Origin of the sequence: Pantoea sp. S61 (assembly GCF_016625145.1) — a bacterium.
GTDB classification, from domain to species: Bacteria; Pseudomonadota; Gammaproteobacteria; order Enterobacterales; family Enterobacteriaceae; genus Pantoea; species Pantoea rwandensis_B.
Genome location: NZ_JACVUO010000003.1, coordinates 252399 through 273614, shown reverse-complemented (window position 1 = coordinate 273614; position 21216 = coordinate 252399). Strand labels below are relative to the sequence as shown.

Genomic DNA, 21216 nt, shown 5'->3' with positions numbered 1-21216 from the left:
CCGGGCAATAATTGATTGAATCCGCCGGGAAATTTCAGCCGGTATAGAGCGCACTTTGCCAGGCTCGCCGCGACAACAGGTAACGCATCACTATGTCATCATCCCAAACGTCCCCTTTGGCGCCGCTCTGGTCGCGGCTCGATAATCTGACGCTGCGCGATCGCCAGCGTTTGCAACGTCGCCTGCATGGCGCAGCGAAGGTGAAAAATCCAGCCGCGCAGCAAGGTATTGCGACAGAATTAGAGGCTGAATTTGCTGCCGCTGAACAGCGCATTGCCCAGCGCACGGCGGCCACGCCACGCATCACTTTCCCGGAAAACCTGCCGGTCAGTCAAAAGCAGCAAGAAATTGCTGAGGCGATTCGCGATCATCAGGTGGTGATTGTGGCCGGGGAAACCGGTTCAGGGAAAACCACCCAGCTGCCGAAGATTTGCCTGGCGCTCGGACGAGGTGTGAAAGGGTTGATTGGTCATACGCAGCCACGCCGGCTGGCCGCGCGTACGGTCGCCAACCGTATTGCCGATGAGTTAGAAACCTCGCTCGGCGGCACTATCGGCTACAAAGTGCGCTTCAACGATCAAGTCAGCGACACCACCCAGGTGAAGCTGATGACCGACGGTATTCTGCTGGCGGAAATCCAGCAGGATCGTCAGTTGTTGCAATATGACACCATCATCATCGATGAAGCGCACGAACGCAGTCTGAACATCGATTTTCTGCTGGGGTATTTGCGTGAGCTGCTGCCGCGCCGTCCCGATTTGAAAGTGATCATCACCTCGGCGACCATCGACCCGCAACGTTTCTCGCGCCACTTCAATAATGCGCCGGTGATTGAAGTCTCAGGCCGAACCTATCCAGTCGAAGTGCGCTACCGCCCAATGGTAGAAGACGCTGACGATACCGACCGCGATCAGCTGCAGGCGATTTTTGACGCCGTAGATGAGTTAGGTCAGGAAAGCCGCGGTGATATTCTAATCTTTATGAGTGGCGAGCGTGAAATTCGCGATACCGCCGATGCGCTGATGAAGCGCGATATCCCGCATACCGAAATCCTACCGCTGTATGCGCGTCTGTCGAATGCCGAGCAGAACCGTGTATTCCAGTCGCACAGCGGTCGCCGTATCGTGCTGGCCACTAACGTGGCGGAAACGTCACTGACGGTGCCGGGGATTAAGTACGTTATCGATCCCGGTACGGCGCGCATTAGCCGCTACAGCTATCGTACTAAGGTGCAGCGTCTGCCGATCGAGCCAATTTCTCAGGCTTCCGCCAATCAACGTAAAGGACGTTGCGGACGTGTGTCGGAAGGGATCTGTATTCGTCTCTATTCTGAAGACGATTTCCTCAGTCGCCCGGCGTTTACCGATCCGGAAATTCTGCGTACTAATCTGGCGTCTGTTATCCTGCAAATGACCGCGCTTGGCCTGGGTGATATCGGCGCGTTCCCGTTTGTTGAAGCGCCCGATAAGCGCAATATTCAGGATGGCGTGCGACTGCTGGAAGAGTTAGGTGCCATCACGCTGAGTGAAGATGAAACCTATAAGCTGACGACGTCTGGCCGCCAGTTGGCGCAATTACCGGTAGATCCGCGTCTGGCACGCATGGTGCTGGAAGCACAAAAGTTCGGTTGCGTGCGTGAAGCGATGATCATTACTGCGGCCTTATCGATTCAGGATCCGCGCGAGCGCCCGAGTGATAAACAGCAGGCATCCGATGAAAAACACCGGCGCTTTGCTGACAAAGAGTCGGATTTCCTCTCATTTGTGAATCTGTGGAATTACCTGCAGGAGCAGCAAAAAGCCCTGTCGGGCAATCACTTCCGTCGCCAGTGTAAAACCGATTTCCTCAATTATCTGCGGGTGCGTGAATGGCAGGATATTTACACGCAGTTGCGTCAGGTGGTACGCGAACAAGGCATGCCGGTTAACAGCGAACCCGCGCCATATCGTGAAGTGCACTGCGCCTTACTGACCGGATTGCTGTCGCACATTGGTCAGAAAGATAATGAGAAGCAGGAATTCACCGGCGCGCGTAACGCCCGCTTCTCCATCTTCCCTGGCTCCGGCCTGTTTAAGAAGCCGCCGAAGTGGGCGATGGTCGCGGAACTGGTGGAGACCAGCCGCTTGTGGGGCCGCGTGGCCGCACGTATCGATCCCGAATGGATTGAACCACTGGCCCAACATCTGATTAAACGTAGCTACAGCGAACCGCACTGGGAGAAAGCTCAGGGAGCGGTGATGGCGACAGAGAAAGTCACGCTTTACGGGCTGACAATCGTGCCGGCGCGTAAGGTCAACTATAGCAGCATCGATGCGCCACTCAGTCGTGAGCTGTTTATCCGCCACGCGCTAGTGGAAGGCGACTGGCAAACGCGCCATGCGTTCTTGCGTAACAACCTAAAATTACGCAGTGAAGTGGAAGATCTGGAGCACAAATCACGTCGGCGTGACATTCTGGTGGATGATGAAACGCTGTTTGCTTTCTACGACCGTCGCATTGGCGCTGATGTGGTCTCCGCACGCCACTTTGATAGCTGGTGGAAACAGGCGAGCAAGGACAATCCTGACCTGCTGAGTTTTGATAAGCAGATGCTGATCAAAGATGGCGCGGATAAAGTCAGCCAGCTTGATTACCCGAACTTCTGGCATCAGGGCAATCTGAAGCTGAAACTGAGCTATCAGTTTGAACCCGGCGCGGATGCCGATGGTGTTACCGTTCACATTCCGTTGCCGTTGCTGAATCAGGTTGAAGAGGGTGGTTTTGAATGGCAGATCCCCGGTGTGCGCCGTGAGTTGGTGATTGCACTGATTAAATCGTTGCCAAAACCGACGCGCCGTAATCTGGTGCCCGCACCGAACTACGCAGAAGCTTTCCTCGGTCGTGTGAAAGCGATGGAGTTACCGCTGCTCGATGCGCTGGAGCGCGAGTTCCGCCGCATGACCGGGGTGACCATTGATCGTGAAGCCTGGCAGTGGGATCAGGTGCCCGATCACCTGAAAATGACCTTCCGCATTGTGGATGAACACAATCGCAAGCTGCAGGAAGGCAAAGACCTGCATCAGCTTAAGCAGGTGTTGAAAGGGAAAGTGCAGGAAACGCTGTCGAAAGTCGCGGACGATGGGCTGGAGCAGAGCGGGCTGCACATCTGGAGCTTTGGAGATTTGCCGCAAAGTTACGAGCAGAAACGCGGCAGCTATCAGGTTAAAGCCTGGCCCGCACTGGTCGACGAGAAAGACAGTGTCGCCATTCGCCTGTTCGACAACGAGCTTGAGCAGCAAAAGATGATGTGGCGAGGTCAGCGTCGCTTGTTGTTACTGAACATCCCGTCGCCAATCAAGTATCTGCACGAGAAACTGCCCAACAAAGCTAAACTCGGCTTGTACTTCAATCCTTACGGCAAAGTGCTGGATCTGATTGATGATTGCATCGCTTGTGGTGTCGACAAACTGATGGCGGAAGCGGGCGGTCCGGCATGGCAACAGGAGAACTTCGAGCAGCTGCGCGACAAAGTGCGTGCTGAATTGAACGAAACTGTGGTCACTATCGCCAAACAGGTCGAGCAGATTCTGACCAGCGTGTTCAATATCAACAAATTCCTGAAAGGTCGTGTCGACATGACGCTGGCGCTGGCACTGTCTGATATTAAAGCGCAAATGAGCGGACTGGTTTACCGAGGCTTTGTCACCGGGAATGGCTACCAGCACCTGGGCGATACGTTGCGCTATTTACAGGGTATCGAGCGCCGCCTTGAAAAACTGCCGACCGACCCTTACAGCGACCGTGCGCGCATGTTGAAAGTACAAGCCACAGAGCAGGCTTGGCAGACATGGCGCAATAAACTGCCCCCGCAGCGTCAGGATGATGCTGAAGTTCAGGCGATTCGCTGGATGCTTGAGGAGTTGCGGATTAGCTATTTTGCTCAGCAGTTGGGCACACCTTATCCCATCTCTGATAAGCGCATTCTGCAGGCGATGGAGCAAATTAGCTGAGTCAACAAAAGCACAGAGGCGCTATTTCTGCGCCTCTGTGAGTGAAATATCGCTGACTGCGCATGAAACACCCTGGCGCGATGAAGGTGAGCGATTCAGTGGCAAAATCTTATTTCGCCAGCGCTTCCAGACTGTCTTTAAACGACGTAACCGCGATGGCACGGTTATCCGCGCGATAACGGTCCGCCGGAGCGGGTGCAGAGCTTTGCACGGCAATCAGTTTCCAGCCATCACCACTTTTCAGTAGTAGCGGCGATCCGCTGTCACCGGGCAACGTATCACATTGATGCGACAGCACGGCACGTTGCGCCCAGCCGGTAATCAGGCAGTCGCTGTGAGAATAGAGCGTGTCGAGGTGATCAGCCGGGTAACCGGCTTGTGTTACTTTGCGTTCGGTGGTTTTCAACGCATCGGTTAAATCGCTGCGTGAGCCGTCAAATAAGGGAATGGGTACGATACCCGACGGCGGATTATGCAAAATAACCAGCCCGTAATCGTAAGGTGCCGCGCCCGGTGGCACGATCCAGCCCTCACCATCGGCCTGTAGCCTGCGCGCCAGTGAAGGTTCTACACGCGCATCAATATCATGTATTTCGTAACGCCAGCCTTTAGCACCTGACATAAAACGCAGCGCCACCGGTTTATCAAATTTACCCGGAGGGGCGAGCAGGCAGTGTCCAGCGGTTAATGCCAGATGCGCAGATATCAGGGTTGCCGTGCAGAGGTTGCCACTTTCGGTCTCCAGCTGGCCAATGGCATCCCAGGGAGCGGCACTCACATCCGTGATGGCTTTGCGGTGGTCTTTACCAAAAAATAGCGTCTTGATGTCTTCCGGGCTTGGCCCATCTTCATCATCGGCATGTGCTGCGAGGTTAAAACTGAAAATTCCAACAAGTAACAGGATAGCCAGGCGCATAGTTCTCTCAATGGCGAGAATAAGAAGAGGTTATTGTCATCACGCTTGAGCGATAACTATAGTCGGAGAGCGGGAAAAAAGGGAGAAATATTGGAGTAATCAGCACGCTACAACGACTAGATAAAAAAGCTGGCTGCAACAATGCCGCACAGGATCATCACAATCAGGATAATTTCGAAGCGATAGCGACGCACCATTTTTCGCTACTCCAGTAAATAAACACCCGGCATAACCGGGTGTTTTAGATATTAATGCGGTGTTGGCGCTAAGGGGCCGAATTATTTAGCCGCTTTTTTCGCTTTGTGGTGCTTTTTAGCAGCCTGAGCTTTCTGAACTGGTTTGGTTACTTTTTTGTGATGCTTTTTAGCAGCCTGGGCTTTCTGTGCAGCTGGCTTGGTTGCTTTTTTGTGGTGCTTTTTAGCAGCCTGAGCTTTCTGAGCAGCTGGTGCTTTCTTCGCTACTTTTTTGTGTTTCTTAGCTGCCTGAGCTTTCTGGGCAACTTTCTTATGATGAACTGCTTTGTGCTTAACAGGTGCTGCGGTAGTGGTAGCGGCAGCAGCCGGAGCAGCTGTAGTGGTCTCAGCAGCGAAAGCAACAGAAGACATACCCATAGCAGCGGCGATCACCAGTGCAACTAATTTTTTCATCGCAAAATCCTCGAACTATTTTTTCATGTGTAGCCCACTGCGGGGCCGGTGAAAGAACTATATGAAAAACAATTCGGTCTTTCCGTGAGGCATTGGTATCGGCGTGTAACGGAATGTACAAAGGCGGGTAAAGGAAGTGAAAAGGGCGGCCCATCAGGCCGCCGCGCAGTTTACTCAGAGAGATAGCGTTGTTCAAGGTGCTGACGGAAATAGTGCGGATTCAGCGTTTCACCCGTGGCATTCACCAACAGTTGCTGCGTCGGGAAGCGGCTGCCGTGCTGCCAGATGTTCTGCTGTAACCAATCAAACACCGGCTGCAACTCTCCGTTACGGATCAGATCATCCACTTGTGGGATAGCGCGCTTCACTGCCTGGAACAGCTGGGCGGCGTACATGGCACCCAGCGTGTACGTCGGGAAGTACCCAAAGGCGCCATCGGTCCAGTGAATGTCTTGCATGCAGCCATCGCGGTAGTTGCCACGCGTATCCATTCCCAGAGACTGCTGCATTTTCTCATCCCACAGCGCGGGGATGTCATCAACTTCAATCTCGCCTTCAATCAACGCACGTTCGATTTCGTAACGCAGAATCACATGTGCTGGATAGCTCAGTTCATCGGCATCCACGCGGATAAAGCCCGGCTTCACGCGTTGTGTCTGACGAACAAAGTTATCCAGCGCTAATGCAGGCTGGTCACCCATCAGGGCGACGACCTGCGGATGAATATGCTGCAGGAACGCCTTGCTGCGGCCCAACTGCATCTCCATGAACAGGCTTTGTGATTCATGCATGGCGGTCGATCGCGCATGTGCCACCGGTTGTCCACGCCATTGCTGCGGTAAATTCTGCTCGTAACGTGCGTGGCCGGTTTCGTGGATCACGCCCATCATCGCACTCAGGAAATCGTTCTCATTGTAACGTGTGGTAATGCGCACATCTTCTGGCACGCCACCACAGAAGGGGTGAGCGCTGACATCCAGGCGGCCATGGTTGAAATCGAAGCCCAGCGTTTTCATCACACTCAAACCGAGTTGCTTTTGCGCTTCAATGGCAAAGGGACCCACCGGCGCCGCGATAGCAGTTTTCTGCTGTTTCTCGACGGCTTTTTGCAGCAGTGCGGGCAGCCAGCTTTTCAACTCGCCAAAGGTACTGTCGAGTTGCGCACTGGTCATGCCGGGTTCGAACACATCCAGCAGCGCGTCATACCGAGACACACCCAGTGCATCGGCGCGCAGTTGTGCTTCTTCACGGCTGAGTTTCACCACTTCTTTCAGGTTAGCCGAGAAGCCTTGCCAGTCATTGGCGGGGCGTTGTTGACGCCAGGCATGCTCACAACGCGAACCGGCCAGCGATTTGGCTTCGACTAATGAAGCGGGCAGAATCGTTGCCTGTTGCCAGGCACGCTGCATTTCGCTCAGGTTAGCTTGCTCAACATCGTTCAACGATTCTTGCTGAGCGGCATCGAACAGGCCGCCGAGGCGTTTATCGGTCAACAGTTCATGCATAAACACGCTGAGTTCCGCCATGGCTTCACCGCGCGCCTGGCTGCCGCCGGGTGGCATCGTGGTTTGCATATCGACACCGGCGATAGCCCCAAGATGGCCAAAGCGCGCCAGGCGCTGGAAAGTTTTGCTAAGTTCCTGATAAGCAGAAGTCACCATTAAAGCTCCTTATGACGGTAAACGGGGCGAAATATCTCGCAAGGGTAGATCAACCGGCCAGCAGAAGCGAACGCAGGCGCCACCAAGCGGACTGCTCTCAATAGTGACATGTCCCTGCAGTGCCTGAGCAATGGAGTGGACAATTGCCAGCCCAAGGCCGCAGCCACCGGTCGCGCGATCCCGACTAGGATCGAGACGAACAAAAGGTTCGAACACGCGCGCGCGTTCTTCGGGGGGGATACCCGGCCCATCATCTTCGACCTGTAAATTACCAATGGCGCCGTCAAACCACAGGCTAACGCGCAGCCGCTGCTGGGCATAACGCAGCGCATTGTTCACCAGATTGTCCAGAACGCGTTCCATCAGACGGGTATCGGCGGATCCCACATTCTCAAGTTGCGGAATATCCAGGGCGATATGTGCCTGCGGATTCATGGTTTGTACATCTTCGATATGCACTCGCAGCCACTGCGCCAAATCAAACGATTGAAGGTTGAGATCGACACGCGGGCGGTCAAGGCGCGCATAGGTTAACAGCTCTTCTATCAGACTCTCTAACTGGCCGACATCGCGGTTCAACGCAGCGGACTCGGCGTCACTGAGGTTATCGCTCATTTCCAGGCGATAGCGCAGTCGAACCAGCGGTGTCCTTAACTCGTGGGCGATGCCATCAATCAGCTGTTTTTTGCTGGCGACCAGCGTATTGATATTGTCCGCCATCTGGTTAAACGCCACGCCCAGGCTGTGCAGACTCGAGGTACTTTCAAAATGGGTACGCACATCCAACTCACCGCGACCAAAACGTTGCGCGGCTTTTTCCAGCCGCTGCATCTCTTGCCAGTGCGGTCGTAGCCAGATAAACACCGGCAGCGCCAAAGACATGCCGATAAACGCCAGCAGCGCGATATCCAGAATGCGCATTTGATGCAGATAAAACAGATAAGGGATCGGGCCGACCGACAGCACATAATGGCTGCGCGGTATGTGCTGCAGGAAGGTGTATTGATCGTCAAGTGCGACGATCTCACCGGCGCGCAGGCGGCGCATATCAGGCTCATCCAGCTGATATTTACTCATCGGTTCGATATGCAGCTCAAACGACAAGTCGAGATCGAGATTGCGGATGGTTTTATTCCAGTCACGCGGGGGGATCTCGCGCAATTCACTGCGCATTAAAAACAGCGAACTCGCCATCAAATCGTTCATTGACTGGCGGCCCGCACGCTCAGCGGTAAACTTGTAGACCAGCCCCACCAGCAAGGTCATCACCAGAAAGCAGACGAACAGCAGTAGATAGAACTGGATAAAGAGTTTTCTCATGCGGAGCGGGTATCCCAGGCCTGAGGCGCGAACAGGTAACCTTTATTGCGGATGGTTTTGATACGAAACGGCTCGGTGGCACTGTCATACAGTTTTTTGCGCAGGCGAGAGATCGCCACATCAATACTGCGATCCATGCCGTCATAGCTCACCCCTCGCAAGGTTTTCAGCAACGCATCACGATTCAGAATCTGGCCTGCATGCGTGGCCAGCTCCCACAGCAGATCAAAATCGGCGGTGGAGAGGGTGATGTTTTCATCAAACAGCGTGACCTGGCGATTGAGGGAGTCGATAGTCAGCGAACCAAAACGCAGTACCCGTTGCGAACTCTGAATGGCTGGCGCGACTTCGGGCTGGGAACCCTGCGCCTGACGCAAATGCAGACGCAAACGTGCCAGCAAAACAGCGGGCGGTGTAGTTTTCAGAATGTAGTCATTGGCACCCATTTCCAGCGCCAGAATGTGGTTCATGTCGCTGTCCAGCGATGTCAGCAGCACAATCGGCCCAGACCAGTGCGCACGCAAATCGCGACAGACTGTCATGCCATCTTTGCCAGGCAACATGATATCCAGCAGCACCAGGTCGGGATCGGCATTGAGAATAGTGGCTTCAGCGCGGTCACCGCGCGTTTCTACAGTCACTTCAATATCGTGGCGGCCAAGGTAGGCGGCGATCAGTTCGCCGACTTCCGGCTCATCTTCCACATAGACAATTCTGTTCATATTTCACTGCGAGTGATGAGAATGGCATCAGCATAACTTTTCCTGGTCCTGAGCTCTACGCTATCGCACGAAATATCCCTGGCTGACTGGTATGTTTACCGTGAAATGTGCCATTATTAGCGGCGCGTTGTAGCGCAAGGTTCGGAACCGTAACGAAAACCAGGAGGAGTGCGAGGGTGTCTGATAAAGAGCTGGCTTCAGCCGGATACAGTGACCGCATCTGCTTCAATTACAGCGATTTTCTTTCTGCTTCCTGCAAAAAACGCTGGAGTTTCGTTGACGCTATTTACGGCGTGATGCCGATTTTTGGCATGGTCACGCGCAAGTCCGCTCACGGCTTAGCCGCAAGTGACGATCATTTGAAAGAATTAGCATTACAAATCATTTCAACGCAGGTCAGCGACGAGATAAATATCGCACGACTGATTACCCTCGCGGAACAACAGCACATCAGCCGTTTTGACATCCAACTGCCTTATCCGTTGTCAGAAGATCAGCTGGACGCGATTCATCAGGAATACCGTAAAGCGCTGAATCTGACACAGCAGGATGACCTGCTGTGCGTCTCAATCCCGGTTCAACCTCACTAATTACTGCGTAAGCTGCCACATCGCTGGCAGTGCTGCCGCAATCAGTAATCCAATCGCGATGCGCTCAAGTTGTGACAGCACTTTGTTGCCACGGCCGCCGCGTCGCGCATACAGGAACAGCAGTAATCCCGGCGCGTACAGCACCACAGACAGCAGCAGATGCAGCGGACCTGAAGCATAAAGCAGCCAGAATCCATAAGCACTGGCACCGACTCCGACCGACATCGCCAGCGGATTTTTTTGTCCGCGAACCACTTTAATTAAATACAGACCCACCAGCAGATATGGCACCAGAATCATCTCTGACGCGATGGTCAGCAGCGTATTGTAATCCGCGCCCGTGACCGCAATCAGGATCAGACAAACCTGCACGCTGCCGTTGGTGAGCCACAACGAAGCGGCTGGCGAATTGTGACGATTCTGTCGCGCAATGCTGCGGGGGAAAGCCCCTTGCTGTGCAGCGAGAAAAGGGACTTCTGCCGCCATAATTGTCCAGCTCAAATACGCGCCACACACGGAAATAATCAGACCCACCGCAATCACCGTATTACCCCAATGCCCCAACAGATGCTGCATCAAGCCGGCCATGGAGGGATTTCGCATTTGCGCCAGCTCTGCACGCGGCACCACGCCCAGTGCAAGCAGGGTCACCAGTAAGTAAACCAGCAGTGCCGCGATAACCGCCAGCATGGTGGCGCGTCCCACATCTTTCTTATGACGTGCCCGCGCGGAGACTACCACGGCGCCTTCCACACCAATGAAGACCCACAAGGTAATCAACATGGTCTGCTTGACTTGCTGCCACAGTGGCTGGCCTAGCGCGACGCCGCTGAAATCAAAGTGGAAGCGATGGTGGTTAAACGCGAGCAAAGCCAACACCACAAACAGCAGCAGCGGTACCAGTTTCCCCAGGGTAGCGAGCAGGTTGATGCTGGCAGCTGTTTGCACACCTCGTAACACCAGCCAGTGCACCAGCCATAAAAGTACCGATGCACCGAGCATCGCTTGCCAGGTATTGCCATCGCCAAATACCACGTGGTCAGGCGAATCGGTGAAGAAACTCAGCGCCGAAAAGACAATCACCAGATAAGAAACGTTGGCGATGACCGCACAGAGCCAGTAACCCCATGCGGAATAAAATCCGACTAACTCACCAAATCCGGCGCGTGCATAGGTAAAAATCCCGCCGTCCAGTTCGGGTTTTAAGCGCGTCAGCAGCAGCATGGCCAGCGCGAGAAACAGGATGCCGACACCGGTGATCAGCCAGCCAATCAGCAGTGCAGCGGGACCGGCGACGGCAGCCATATTTTGCGGCAGGCTAAATACACCCGCACCGAGCATGGAGCTGAGTACCAGCGCGGTGAGCGCGCTCAGACCTAATTTTTTATCCAAAACACCATTCCTGGACAGCAGAGTATGCTGGGTAGTGACGATTCCGCTGGAGTGTAACGTGGCAATTGGCCGGTTTTGAAACGGAATACCCTGAAAACAGGCGAAGGATTTTACGGAGAGCGAAAAGGGAAGGCAATGCAGGATTATGCAGATCTGCGCACAGACTATGCAAACAGATGAGCAGGGCGACGAAAGCCGCCCCGCAAACGAATTACTTGAACAGATCCGCGGTCACGGTCAGGTTGCCACCGCTTTGGTTCGACCACTGACGCGTGATGTGATAGTACTTCGCACCTTTTTCCACGGCACGTTTGCCCACAGCATCAGATATCTCTGTTGGCGTACCGAAGTGGTCAGAGAAGGTAATGGTATCAAACGGCTGCATCTGTGCCGCAGTAATCGCATTCACTTCCTGCACGCTACGGCCATCCGCCAGTTTCACCGTATAACGTTCACCGGTGGAGCTTTGCGTTTCAAAGAAACGGCCTACGCTACGACTTGGCGTATCAGAAGAGGCAACGCCAGGGATAGCCACTTTCTTCGCTTCTGCACCGCCCGCGGCTAAAGCGGCTTTACCGGCTTCAGAATCGGCTGGGATGGAATCGGAGACGCTCTGCACTTTGCGCTCTGGTGCATCGGCTTTATAAACATAAGCCGTCACGTACTGGTTGCCGCCGTTGTTAGCATCAACCTGACGCACAATAAAGAAAGAAGCTGCGCCTTTGTCTTTCGCTTTTTTAGCAATCGCTTCATTCACATCAGGCTGGCTGGAGAAAAAGCCATTGACGGAAACCGTGTCGAATGGCTCTAAACGATAGGCTTCCGCTTTCGGCAGTTCTTTAACACCGCTGAACTTACGGTATTGAGTGGACTCATCCGCTTTAGGGGCATTCGCTTTATACAAATCTGCGGTGACGCGCCAGTTGCCGCCGTTACCGTTAGTATCGTTGATACCCTGCACATAGAAGGAGTCAGCGCCTTTTTCATCGGCTGCTTTGGAGATGGCATCGGTGGCATCGCCAATAGCATTAAAGCGACCGTTGATATTAATACGTTTGAATGGCTTCAACGCGGCCGCTTGTTCTGGCGTCAACTCTTTGGCGGCAAATGCATTTGCTGCCAACAGTGATAACAAGGTGGTCGCCAGAATGGTGTTCTTCAGCTTCATAAAAATGATCCTTCGCCTTACGCAAAATGAGTACGAAAACGTGCTGGACTCTTGATGTATAACAGATTAGCCGCTGATTATTGCATGTAATAATCAACCTGTCTCAGCCAATTTATGCGCATAAGATTGACAATCTCCGCAAATTATTCATCGACATGTCATTTACCTATGCTATGGCTTTTTTTTGACCGCTTTACCACTTATTCTGGTAACACATAGCATCATAATGGTTAAAGTATTGTTAAATAAAGGTTTTTAAAAACACTAAATTCGACATGACACGATTTTGCGCAGCAGAATATTTTTTATTATGTCGCAAAACTAGTGGCAAAACGTGGCATTCAATCTTTGCATCTGAATATTAGTGTGAATGTCATAAGTGTGCGTTATCGCTGTGGATCACTTTTCACATTTTCAGTAGGTTATAAAGACTTTGTTACATTGCGCATTTTGCTCATAAAAAGCTGAAACGCTGTTTCAGCCTTATGGGCTTGTGCCACTTACAGAACCTCATCCTTTAATTGTTGAAAGGAAACAGTATGTTAATTGGGATACCCAAAGAGCGGTTAGCCAATGAGTCGCGCGTTGCTGCAACGCCAAAGACCGTTGAGCAACTGATCAAGCTGGGATTCAGCGTCACGGTCGAGCAGGGCGCTGGTATTCGCGCAAGTTTTGACGATGAGAGCTTTATCGCCGCTGGTGCCACTGTCAGTACCACCGAAAGTGTCTGGCAGTCTGACATTGTGTTGAAAGTGAATGCGCCAGACGATCAGGAGATCGAACTGACACGCGCGGGCAGCACCTTAGTGAGCTTTATCTGGCCAGCACAAAATCCGGCACTGCTGGAGAAACTGGCCGCGCGTAACGTCACCGTCATGGCGATGGATTCTGTACCCCGTATTTCCCGTGCCCAGGCGCTGGATGCACTGAGTTCCATGGCGAACATCGCCGGTTACCGTGCCATTGTTGAAGCTGCGCATGAATTTGGCCGTTTCTTTACCGGGCAAATCACCGCAGCCGGTAAAGTACCACCGGCGAAAGTGATGATTATCGGTGCGGGTGTGGCAGGTTTGGCAGCGATCGGCGCGGCGGGCAGTCTCGGTGCGATTGTGCGTGCGTTTGATACGCGTCCAGAAGTGAAAGAACAGGTGCAGAGTATGGGCGCCGAGTTCCTTGAGCTGGATTTCGAAGAAGAAGCTGGCAGTGGCGATGGATATGCCAAAGTGATGTCAGAAGCCTTTATTAAGGCGGAGATGGAACTGTTTGCCGCGCAGGCGAAAGAAGTCGATATCATCGTCACTACCGCGCTGATCCCAGGCAAACCGGCACCGAAACTGATTACCGCTGAAATGGTTGCCAGCATGAAGCCGGGTAGCGTGATTGTCGATCTGGCGGCAGCCACCGGCGGTAACTGTGATCTCACGGTAGCCGATCAGGTGACGTTGACCCGCAATGGTGTGAAGATCATCGGTTATACCGATCTGCCTAGCCGTCTGCCAACGCAATCTTCTCAGCTGTATGGCACCAACCTGGTTAACCTGCTGAAACTGCTGTGCAAAGAGAAGAACGGCGAAATCACCGTCGACTTCGATGACGTCGTCGTGCGCGGCGTCACGGTGATTCGTGAAGGCGAAGTCACCTGGCCAGCACCACCGATTCAGGTATCAGCGGCGCCGAAAGCCGCGCAGGCAGCCATTGAGCCAAAAGCAAAAGTGGAAGCCAAACCGGTTTCACCGTGGCGCAAATATCTGTTGCTGGCATTGGCTGTGGTGCTGTTCGCCTGTCTGGCCAATGTGGCACCGCCTGAATTCCTGTCCCACTTTACGGTCTTCGCGCTCTCCTGCGTCGTCGGTTACTACGTGGTGTGGAACGTCAGCCATGCATTGCATACGCCATTAATGTCCGTCACTAACGCCATTTCCGGCATTATTGTGGTGGGTGCGGTGCTGCAAATGGGCCACGGCGGTTGGGTGACTTTCCTTGCCTTCGTCGCTGTACTGATTGCCAGCATCAATATCTTCGGTGGATTCACCGTCACCCAGCGCATGCTGAAAATGTTTCGTAAGAATTAAGGGGTAACAACATGTCTGGCGGATTAGTGACTGCAGCATACATTGTTGCCGCAATTCTGTTTATTTTCAGCCTGGCCGGCCTCTCAAAACACGAGACGTCAAAGCAGGGTAACATCTTTGGTGTCAGTGGCATGGCGATTGCGCTGCTGGCGACCATCTTTGGTCCCAACAGCGGCAACGTGGCGTGGATTCTGTTGGCGATGGTGATCGGTGGCGCAATCGGTGTGCGTCTGGCGAAGAAAGTCGAGATGACTGAAATGCCAGAGCTGGTGGCAATTCTGCACAGCTTCGTGGGTCTGGCTGCCGTTCTGGTGGGCTTCAACAGCTACCTCGATCATGCACCCGGTCTGGCGCCGGTGATGGAAAATATCCATCTGACGGAAGTGTTCCTTGGCATCTTTATCGGTGCGGTGACCTTCACCGGTTCTATCGTGGCGTTTGGCAAACTGCGCGGCAAGATCTCTTCTAAAGCGTTGATGCTACCACATCGTCATAAGATGAATCTGGCTGCGCTGGTGGTTTCTTTCCTGCTGATGCTGTGGTTTGTGCAGACGAATAGCACCGGTTCACAAGTGGTTGCTTTACTGCTGATGACTGTCATTGCTCTGGTCTTCGGCTGGCACCTGGTCGCCTCCATTGGCGGTGCGGATATGCCGGTTGTGGTGTCGATGCTGAACTCTTACTCCGGTTGGGCAGCGGCGGCGGCGGGCTTTATGCTCAGCAATGACCTGCTGATTGTCACCGGTGCGTTAGTGGGTTCTTCGGGTGCGATTCTGTCCTACATTATGTGTAAGGCAATGAACCGCTCGTTCATTAGCGTTATTGCGGGGGGTTTTGGCACCGATGTGAGTGTCGGTGGCGAAAGCGAAGAAGAGGGTGAACACCGTGAAATCACGGCAGAAGACACTGCAGAACTGCTGAAAGGTTCAACGTCAGTGATCATCACGCCTGGCTACGGCATGGCGGTGGCGCAGGCGCAGTACCCGGTGGCGGAAATCACCGAGAAACTGCGTGCGCGTGGCATCAAAGTGCGTTTCGGGATCCATCCGGTTGCCGGTCGTTTGCCTGGCCACATGAACGTGTTGCTGGCTGAAGCCAAAGTGCCGTATGACGTGGTGCTGGAAATGGACGAGATTAACGATGATTTCAGCGATACCGATACCGTGCTGGTGATCGGTGCCAATGACACCGTGAACCCGGCGGCGCAGGAAGATCCGCGCAGCCCAATCGCGGGTATGCCTGTACTGGAAGTGTGGAAAGCGCAGAACGTTATCGTGTTTAAACGTTCAATGAATACCGGTTACGCCGGGGTACAGAACCCGCTGTTCTTCAAAGACAACACGCAAATGTTGTTTGGTGATGCGAAGGCGAGTGTAGAAGGCATCCTGCGCGCGTTGTAATCTGTATTGCGATTAAAAAAGGCGACCATCTGGTCGCCTTTGTTGTTTTAATCGTCTTCGTCTTCTTCATCGTCATAATCAATCGGCGATTTGAAATCGTCCGGTTTGATTGCCAGCAAATCACAACGCAGATGATCGATAACCTGCTCTGCGGTATTCCCGAGGAACGCGGCTGAAAGGCCAGTGCGGCCGATGGTGCCGAGTACCACAATCCCCGCCTCCAGATGAGAGGCGATATCCGGTATCACTTCCTCCGGCAAGCCTTTTGCCACATGCGTAAACTCTTCGCCGATGGAGAATTTCTGGCGTAGCGCTTTCATCGCCACCAGATGTTGTCCGCGAATCGCATCGTTATACACGCTGGGGTCAAAGTCGGGGAGTTCAATAGCGATATTGATTGGCGTGATGGGATAAGCACCGACAAGGTGCACTTCAGTATGATTGACCATATCAGCCAGCAGCACCGTTTCACGAATCAGTTTTTGGTTTAACTCATCGTGATGGGGCTCTTCACTGGCCAGATTGACCGCCACAACGGCTCTGCCTCCCTCTGGCCATGGCTGATCTTTCACCATCCACACCGGGCAGGGGCATTTACGCAGCAGATGCCAGTCAGTTGGGGTAAAAATCACCGCTTCGAGGCGATCGTGCTGGTGGGCCATTTTCAACACCAGGTCGTGCTGGTGCGCCATCACTTCCTGGATGATCGCTTCATAAGGGCGATTATGCCACACCACTTTAATTTCAATATCAACACCCGCCTCAAGATAGGCGTGGGCCTGTTGACGAATCCATTCAGTACGCTGACTGATGACGCCTTTACGCATGTTGGAACGTTCATCAGGCGACAACAAGGTGGTCATTTCATAGGAGAAGTCGTAGATGGGCAGAAAAGCTTTGATTTTTCCGCCGATACGTTGATTCAGATACACCGCACGACGTAACGCGGGTTGATCGTCCTGCTGGGCGTCAATCGCCACCAGAATATTTTGGTACCGGGACATAGGGCAATCTCCTCAAACCAAAGCAAGTTGGATTAAAGATAGCCTAAGTTGGCGCGGGGCAGAAGGGGAAAAGTTGTTGCCGGATCAATAAACTAACATTTATCGACCCGGCACAGAATCACGCAGCTTGTTCAGTTTGACCTGCCAGTTCTGCCAGCAATGCATGGTTCTCGATGGTGATATATTTGCCTTTCACTGCCAGCATGCCACTTTTCTGGAAGCGGCCCAGCAGACGGCTAATGGTTTCTACGGTTAGTCCCAGGTAGTTACCAATGTCACCACGCGTCATGGTCAGGCGGAACTCGCGTTGAGAAAAGCCTCGTTGACCAAAGCGGCGGGACAGATTCCAGACAAAGGCCGCCAGACGCTCTTCCGCGTTTTTCTTCGAGAGCAGCAGGATCATGTCCTGGTCGCCTTTAATCTCACCGCTCATCAGACGCATCATCTGCTGACGCAGTGCCGGCATTTTACCGGAGAGATCGTCAAGGGTTTCGAAAGGAATTTCACACACCATTGCCGTTTCCAGCGCCTGAGCAAAACTGGGGTGGTGCGCGCCGACAATCGCATCAAAGCCCACTAAATCCCCAGCCAGATGGAAACCGGTAATTTGCTCATCACCCTGTTCAGTAATGGTGTAGCTTTTAATGGTGCCGGAGCGGATAGCGTAAAGCGATTTCAGTTCATCACCGGCTTTGAACAACGTCTGACCTTTCTGAATCGGCTTTTTGCGCTCAATGATATTGTCCAGCTGATCCAGCTCATGCTCGTTCAGTGTGAAAGGGATACACAACTGGCTGATACTGCAATCCTGACAGTGAATGGCACAACCGCCAGACTGAATACGTCGAATGCTGCGTTTTTCCGGGATCATATAGGTACGCTCGATGATTATTGACTGCCGTCAATTTTAACATTTTTACGCGTTAAGGGAACTCATCCGAGCAGTAATTCCCCTTAAACCCCCACTAACGTAGGGTATACCTGAGTTTGCGCAAGGTTTGCCTGACATTATTTTTTGACCTGGAACGTTTTGTTGCCATATTTACATCTGGTCACAACTTGTCTTAGCGCAAAAAGTGACAGATGTGATGCCAAAAATCCTTTGCTACTATTTTGTTTTTGAGCGGCAACCTGCGCTCAGCAAACCACCAGGCGTGAGAAAACACCATGAACCTAGACGATGAAGACCTTTTCCGGGATGCCATGGGCGATGTGACGCCACTGAAAGATTGTGCCAATACCCAATGGTTGCGTTCCCCTTCAACCAAAGCGCCGCGCCCGACGCAAGCCGATGACGAACAGGAAAATTTCCTCACGCGGGGCTTTCTTGACATCATCCCGCTGACGACGCCGCTGGAATACAAAACAGAAGGGATTCAACAAGGTGTGCTGGATAAGTTGCGGCTGGGGAAATATTCCCTGGACGCCAGCCTGAACCTGCTGCGTCAGCCGGTAGAAACCTGTCGGAAGTCATTGTTCAGTTTCATGCTGCAGGCACGCAAGCAGGGGCTACGCAATCTGCTGATTATCCACGGCAAAGGCCGTGATGATGAAGCGCATGCCAATATCGTACGCAGTTATCTGGCACGCTGGCTGACGCAGTTTGACGAGGTGCAAAGCTTTTGCGTGGCGCAACCCCAGCACGGAGGTGCCGGGGCGTTGTATGTCAGTTTAAGAAAAACGGATCAGGCGCGGCTGGATAATCGAGAGCGCCACGCCAAACGCAGTCGCTAATCAGGTATGAAATTTGCGAATGGTCGCCAGCAGCACTTCGGCACTCAGGCTGAGATGACTGCCGCTGCGGGTGATAATCCCCACCGGCTCTCCCGGCCCTGGAGAGTTAATCGGCAGTGCAATCACGGCATTGTGGCTGAGATCTTCCTTGATGGCGCCCGAGGGGACAAACCACACATAGTCATAACGCAGGGCCAGTTGACGCGCCAGCGAAGTGGATGAGGTTTCAACACAATTAGCGGGAAGCGCACAACCTTGCTCGTCCAGCATATGTTGAGCGATACGGCGCGGGGCAGTGCCCTCCGGCGATATCACCACCGGCCACTGCATCGCACGGGATAACGTGACGTTGTCACTGAGAAGCGGGTGTTCCGGACGAACTACCAGTTTAAGCGACTCAAGGAATAGCAATTCATAACTCAGACCCGCCATCATTTCGCTGTCGGCCATGCGCCCAATGCCAATATCAAACTCACCCGCGCGCAACCCAGCCAGCAGAACATTATTGTGTAATGTCGCCACTTGTACCGTGGTGTTCGGCTGTTGCTCATGAAAGCGATCGAGAATCTGTGGCAGCATGCCCATTGCCGCGGTGGTGAGCGCGCCGAGGCGAATCACGACCGGTCGGCCTGGTTGTGGGGTGTTAAAGCTTTGGCCCGCATGGTTAAGTGCATCCAGCACTTTTACCGCATGGACCAGAAATTGCTCGCCGAGCGTCGTTAACTGAGCACCAAGACGGCCACGTTCAAACAGACGCGCGCCAGCCAGTTCTTCCAGCTCATTCAGGGTCTTTGAGAGCGCAGGCTGGCTGAGATTGAGTGTCTCTGCCGCGCGCCCCAGCGTGCCTTGCTGCGCCACCGCAACAAAGGTGTGTAAATGGCGCAAGCGAATGCGCTGATTGAAAAGGGAATTTTTGTCCATAGCCTCAAACATAATGACTTTTACCTGATGGCGGCAATGGGAAAACTGGAATTATGTTAACTTCACTGCAAAATTATATTAACAAAACCCCTAAAATTTCTAACCTGCTGTTTTAAATCGAATTAGTAAAAATCAGCGTCAGTGCAAAATTATCACCTATTGCAATATCAAGCGCTTAATCTCGCATAATTTGAATAATTCTCACTTACACCTAAAAATCCTGCCCGTTATTGTTAACGATGAGCTATCATTAGCGCCGTTTTTTTTACCAAAACTGATGATTAAACGATGAATGTGCAGGAGTTGATCCGTGACCACCGTTGAAGCCGTAGATGTTCGCCAGCTGATTAATCAGAGTGCGCTTAGCCGTTGGCAAAAACGCCTGATTGCGCTGTGCTTCATCGTTGTTGCGCTGGATGGCATGGACATCGCGCTGATGGGCTTTATCGCTCCGACATTGAAAGCCAGTTGGGGCGTCACTAATCATCAGCTTGGCATGGTGATCAGCGCCGCGCTGATTGGCCTGGCCTTAGGTGCCATGGTGGCGGGGCCATTGGCCGATCGCTACGGGCGGCGTGTGATGATACTGCTCAGCGTGGGTTTTTTTGGCTTGTGGACGCTGGCAACCGCCATGGCGCAAAACATCGATCAAATGATGTTATTCCGTTTTCTCACCGGCCTTGGCCTCGGTGCCGCCATGCCAAACGTTGGCACGCTGGTAGCAGAGTATGCACCGGAGCGTCGACGTTCCTTCATTATCACCGTGGTGTTCTGTGGTTTCACCTTTGGTGCCGCATCGGGCGGATTTGCGGCTTCCTGGCTGTTGCCTCGCTATGACTGGCACTCCGTGATGTTGATGGGTGGCGTCTTGCCGCTGATTGTTTTGCCTTTCCTGCTGCGTGGCTTACCGGAATCCGTGCGCTTCCTGATTAGCCGTCGCGCACCTGCTGCACGTATTCATGCCATTTTGGATCGCATGCTGCCTGGCGTCGTTGAGCCGAACAGCCATTACCAGTCCACTGAACAGGTTGTCGTGCGGCGTGGCGCAGTGGCGACGGTGGTGTCGCGGCGTTATCTCTTCGGCAGCCTGATGTTATGGGGCGGCTACTTTATGGGGCTGTTCCTCGTCTATCTGATTGGCAGCTGGATGCCCTCGCTGATCAACACGCTGGGAATGTCGGTGACGGAAGCCGCCATCGTTACGGCGATGTATCAGGCGGGCGGCACGTTAGGTTCGCTGTTTGCTGGCTGGCTGATGGATCGCATCAATGCCAATATCGCGCTGGCGGTGATCTACTTCTGTGGCGGTATTGCGATTGTCGCGCTCGGCTTCTCTCCGGCAGAAGTGGGATTAATGAGTGCCATCGCCTTCTTTAGCGGGTTCTGCTTTAACGGTGCCAACACCGGCATGAATGCGTTGTCGGCCAACTATTATCCCACGCATGCACGTGCGACCGGTTCCAGCTGGATGCACGGTGTGGGTCGCGTCGGCGCGATTATGAGTGCTTTTGTCGGCGCAGAACTCCTTTCGCTCGGGTGGTCGTTCAGCCAAATTTTCCTGTTGCTGGCGATTCCAGCGGTGCTCACCACGATCATGCTGGCCCTGAAATGCCGCTTTGGTGACCCGTCAGACCGGGCTGAGTGACAGGGCGATCACAGTTCCACGAAATTCCTCCACGG

16 protein-coding genes are annotated in these 21216 nt (G+C 53.4%); 6 read left to right on the top strand and 10 right to left on the bottom strand.

Annotated features, from left to right (window positions below; all coding sequences use genetic code 11):
- Positions 1–92 precede the first annotated feature (92 nt).
- Entirely contained in the window at positions 93–3989 is a 3897-nt protein-coding gene (gene hrpA, locus IAE30_RS09260) for an ATP-dependent RNA helicase HrpA (protein ID WP_200679349.1), read from the top strand.
- Positions 3990–4098: 109 nt separating this feature from the next.
- On the opposite strand, the gene IAE30_RS09255 is transcribed toward hrpA, so the two are convergent.
- From IAE30_RS09255 to rstA, 5 genes are all read right to left on the bottom strand, one after another.
- On the bottom strand, positions 4099–4905 hold the full coding sequence (locus IAE30_RS09255; RefSeq protein ID WP_038646829.1) for a serine protease: 807 nt from the start codon (positions 4903–4905) through the stop codon (positions 4099–4101).
- Between the two features lie 278 nt (positions 4906–5183).
- The gene (gene asr / locus IAE30_RS09250; RefSeq protein ID WP_200679348.1) at positions 5184–5552 is read right to left on the bottom strand and encodes an acid resistance repetitive basic protein Asr; all 369 of its coding nucleotides are present in this window, start codon (positions 5550–5552) and stop codon (positions 5184–5186) included.
- A 170-nt stretch (positions 5553–5722) separates the two neighbouring features.
- Positions 5723–7210, bottom strand: coding sequence for a carboxypeptidase M32 (locus tag IAE30_RS09245; RefSeq protein ID WP_038650095.1), 1488 nt, complete (start codon positions 7208–7210; stop codon positions 5723–5725).
- Positions 7211–7222: 12 nt separating this feature from the next.
- Complete coding sequence (rstB, locus tag IAE30_RS09240) at positions 7223–8533, bottom strand: two-component system sensor histidine kinase RstB (protein WP_045833346.1); 1311 nt, start codon at positions 8531–8533, stop codon at positions 7223–7225.
- On the bottom strand, positions 8530–9255 hold the full coding sequence (rstA, locus tag IAE30_RS09235; RefSeq protein ID WP_038646832.1) for a two-component system response regulator RstA: 726 nt from the start codon (positions 9253–9255) through the stop codon (positions 8530–8532). Before rstA ends, rstB begins: the two co-directional genes overlap by 4 nt.
- A 176-nt stretch (positions 9256–9431) precedes the next feature.
- On the opposite strand from rstA, the gene IAE30_RS09230 reads away from it, so the two are divergent.
- Positions 9432–9845 (top strand): hypothetical protein, encoded by a 414-nt coding sequence (locus tag IAE30_RS09230; RefSeq protein ID WP_038646835.1) that lies wholly within the window; start codon positions 9432–9434, stop codon positions 9843–9845.
- Here IAE30_RS09230 and IAE30_RS09225 read toward each other — a convergent pair whose 3' ends face one another.
- Both IAE30_RS09225 and ydgH read right to left on the bottom strand, forming a co-directional pair.
- Positions 9846–11237, bottom strand: coding sequence for a basic amino acid/polyamine antiporter (locus IAE30_RS09225; RefSeq protein WP_200679346.1), 1392 nt, complete (start codon positions 11235–11237; stop codon positions 9846–9848).
- Positions 11238–11448: 211 nt separating this feature from the next.
- Complete coding sequence (ydgH, locus tag IAE30_RS09220; RefSeq protein WP_038646839.1) at positions 11449–12405, bottom strand: DUF1471 family protein YdgH; 957 nt, start codon at positions 12403–12405, stop codon at positions 11449–11451.
- Positions 12406–12944: 539 nt separating this feature from the next.
- Here ydgH and pntA point away from each other — a divergent pair.
- Together pntA and pntB are read left to right on the top strand one after the other, a co-directional pair.
- Complete coding sequence (gene pntA / locus IAE30_RS09215; RefSeq protein ID WP_038646842.1) at positions 12945–14477, top strand: Re/Si-specific NAD(P)(+) transhydrogenase subunit alpha; 1533 nt, start codon at positions 12945–12947, stop codon at positions 14475–14477.
- Positions 14478–14488: 11 nt separating this feature from the next.
- Positions 14489–15877, top strand: coding sequence for a Re/Si-specific NAD(P)(+) transhydrogenase subunit beta (gene pntB, locus IAE30_RS09210; RefSeq protein WP_038646844.1), 1389 nt, complete (start codon positions 14489–14491; stop codon positions 15875–15877).
- 47 nt (positions 15878–15924) lie between these two features.
- On the opposite strand, the gene uspE is transcribed toward pntB, so the two are convergent.
- Positions 15925–16881 carry a universal stress protein UspE gene (gene uspE, locus IAE30_RS09205; protein ID WP_034830915.1) on the bottom strand — a complete coding sequence of 319 codons (957 nt, stop codon included), beginning with the start codon at positions 16879–16881 and terminating at the stop codon, positions 15925–15927.
- Positions 16882–16999: 118 nt separating this feature from the next.
- Positions 17000–17752 (bottom strand): FNR family transcription factor, encoded by a 753-nt coding sequence (locus IAE30_RS09200; protein ID WP_034830913.1) that lies wholly within the window; start codon positions 17750–17752, stop codon positions 17000–17002.
- Positions 17753–18048: 296 nt separating this feature from the next.
- Between IAE30_RS09200 and smrA the strand changes: the two genes are divergently transcribed.
- Positions 18049–18615, top strand: a complete 567-nt coding sequence (smrA, locus tag IAE30_RS09195; RefSeq protein ID WP_045814206.1) for a DNA endonuclease SmrA — start codon at positions 18049–18051, stop codon at positions 18613–18615.
- Here the strand turns inward: smrA and IAE30_RS09190 are convergent, their stop codons facing one another.
- A complete protein-coding gene (locus IAE30_RS09190) occupies positions 18616–19536 on the bottom strand; it encodes a LysR substrate-binding domain-containing protein (protein ID WP_038650097.1) in 921 nt (306 codons plus the stop codon).
- 310 nt (positions 19537–19846) lie between these two features.
- On the opposite strand from IAE30_RS09190, the gene IAE30_RS09185 reads away from it, so the two are divergent.
- Entirely contained in the window at positions 19847–21181 is a 1335-nt protein-coding gene (locus IAE30_RS09185) for an aromatic acid/H+ symport family MFS transporter (RefSeq protein ID WP_200679344.1), read from the top strand.
- Positions 21182–21216: the final 35 nt, after the last annotated feature.

Bases quoted from the DNA above. Each gene is read 5' to 3' on its own strand.
- hrpA (WP_200679349.1), top strand. From the start codon at position 93: ATGTCATCATCCCAAACGTCCCCTTTGGCGCCGCTCTGGTCGCGGCTC.
- IAE30_RS09255 (WP_038646829.1), bottom strand. From the start codon at position 4,905: ATGCGCCTGGCTATCCTGTTACTTGTTGGAATTTTCAGTTTTAACCTC.
- asr (WP_200679348.1), bottom strand. From the start codon at position 5,552: ATGAAAAAATTAGTTGCACTGGTGATCGCCGCTGCTATGGGTATGTCT.
- rstB (WP_045833346.1), bottom strand. From the start codon at position 8,533: ATGAGAAAACTCTTTATCCAGTTCTATCTACTGCTGTTCGTCTGCTTT.
- rstA (WP_038646832.1), bottom strand. From the start codon at position 9,255: ATGAACAGAATTGTCTATGTGGAAGATGAGCCGGAAGTCGGCGAACTG.
- ydgH (WP_038646839.1), bottom strand. From the start codon at position 12,405: ATGAAGCTGAAGAACACCATTCTGGCGACCACCTTGTTATCACTGTTG.
- pntA (WP_038646842.1), top strand. From the start codon at position 12,945: ATGTTAATTGGGATACCCAAAGAGCGGTTAGCCAATGAGTCGCGCGTT.
- pntB (WP_038646844.1), top strand. From the start codon at position 14,489: ATGTCTGGCGGATTAGTGACTGCAGCATACATTGTTGCCGCAATTCTG.
- uspE (WP_034830915.1), bottom strand. From the start codon at position 16,881: ATGTCCCGGTACCAAAATATTCTGGTGGCGATTGACGCCCAGCAGGAC.
- IAE30_RS09200 (WP_034830913.1), bottom strand. From the start codon at position 17,752: ATGATCCCGGAAAAACGCAGCATTCGACGTATTCAGTCTGGCGGTTGT.
- smrA (WP_045814206.1), top strand. From the start codon at position 18,049: ATGAACCTAGACGATGAAGACCTTTTCCGGGATGCCATGGGCGATGTG.
- IAE30_RS09190 (WP_038650097.1), bottom strand. From the start codon at position 19,536: ATGGACAAAAATTCCCTTTTCAATCAGCGCATTCGCTTGCGCCATTTA.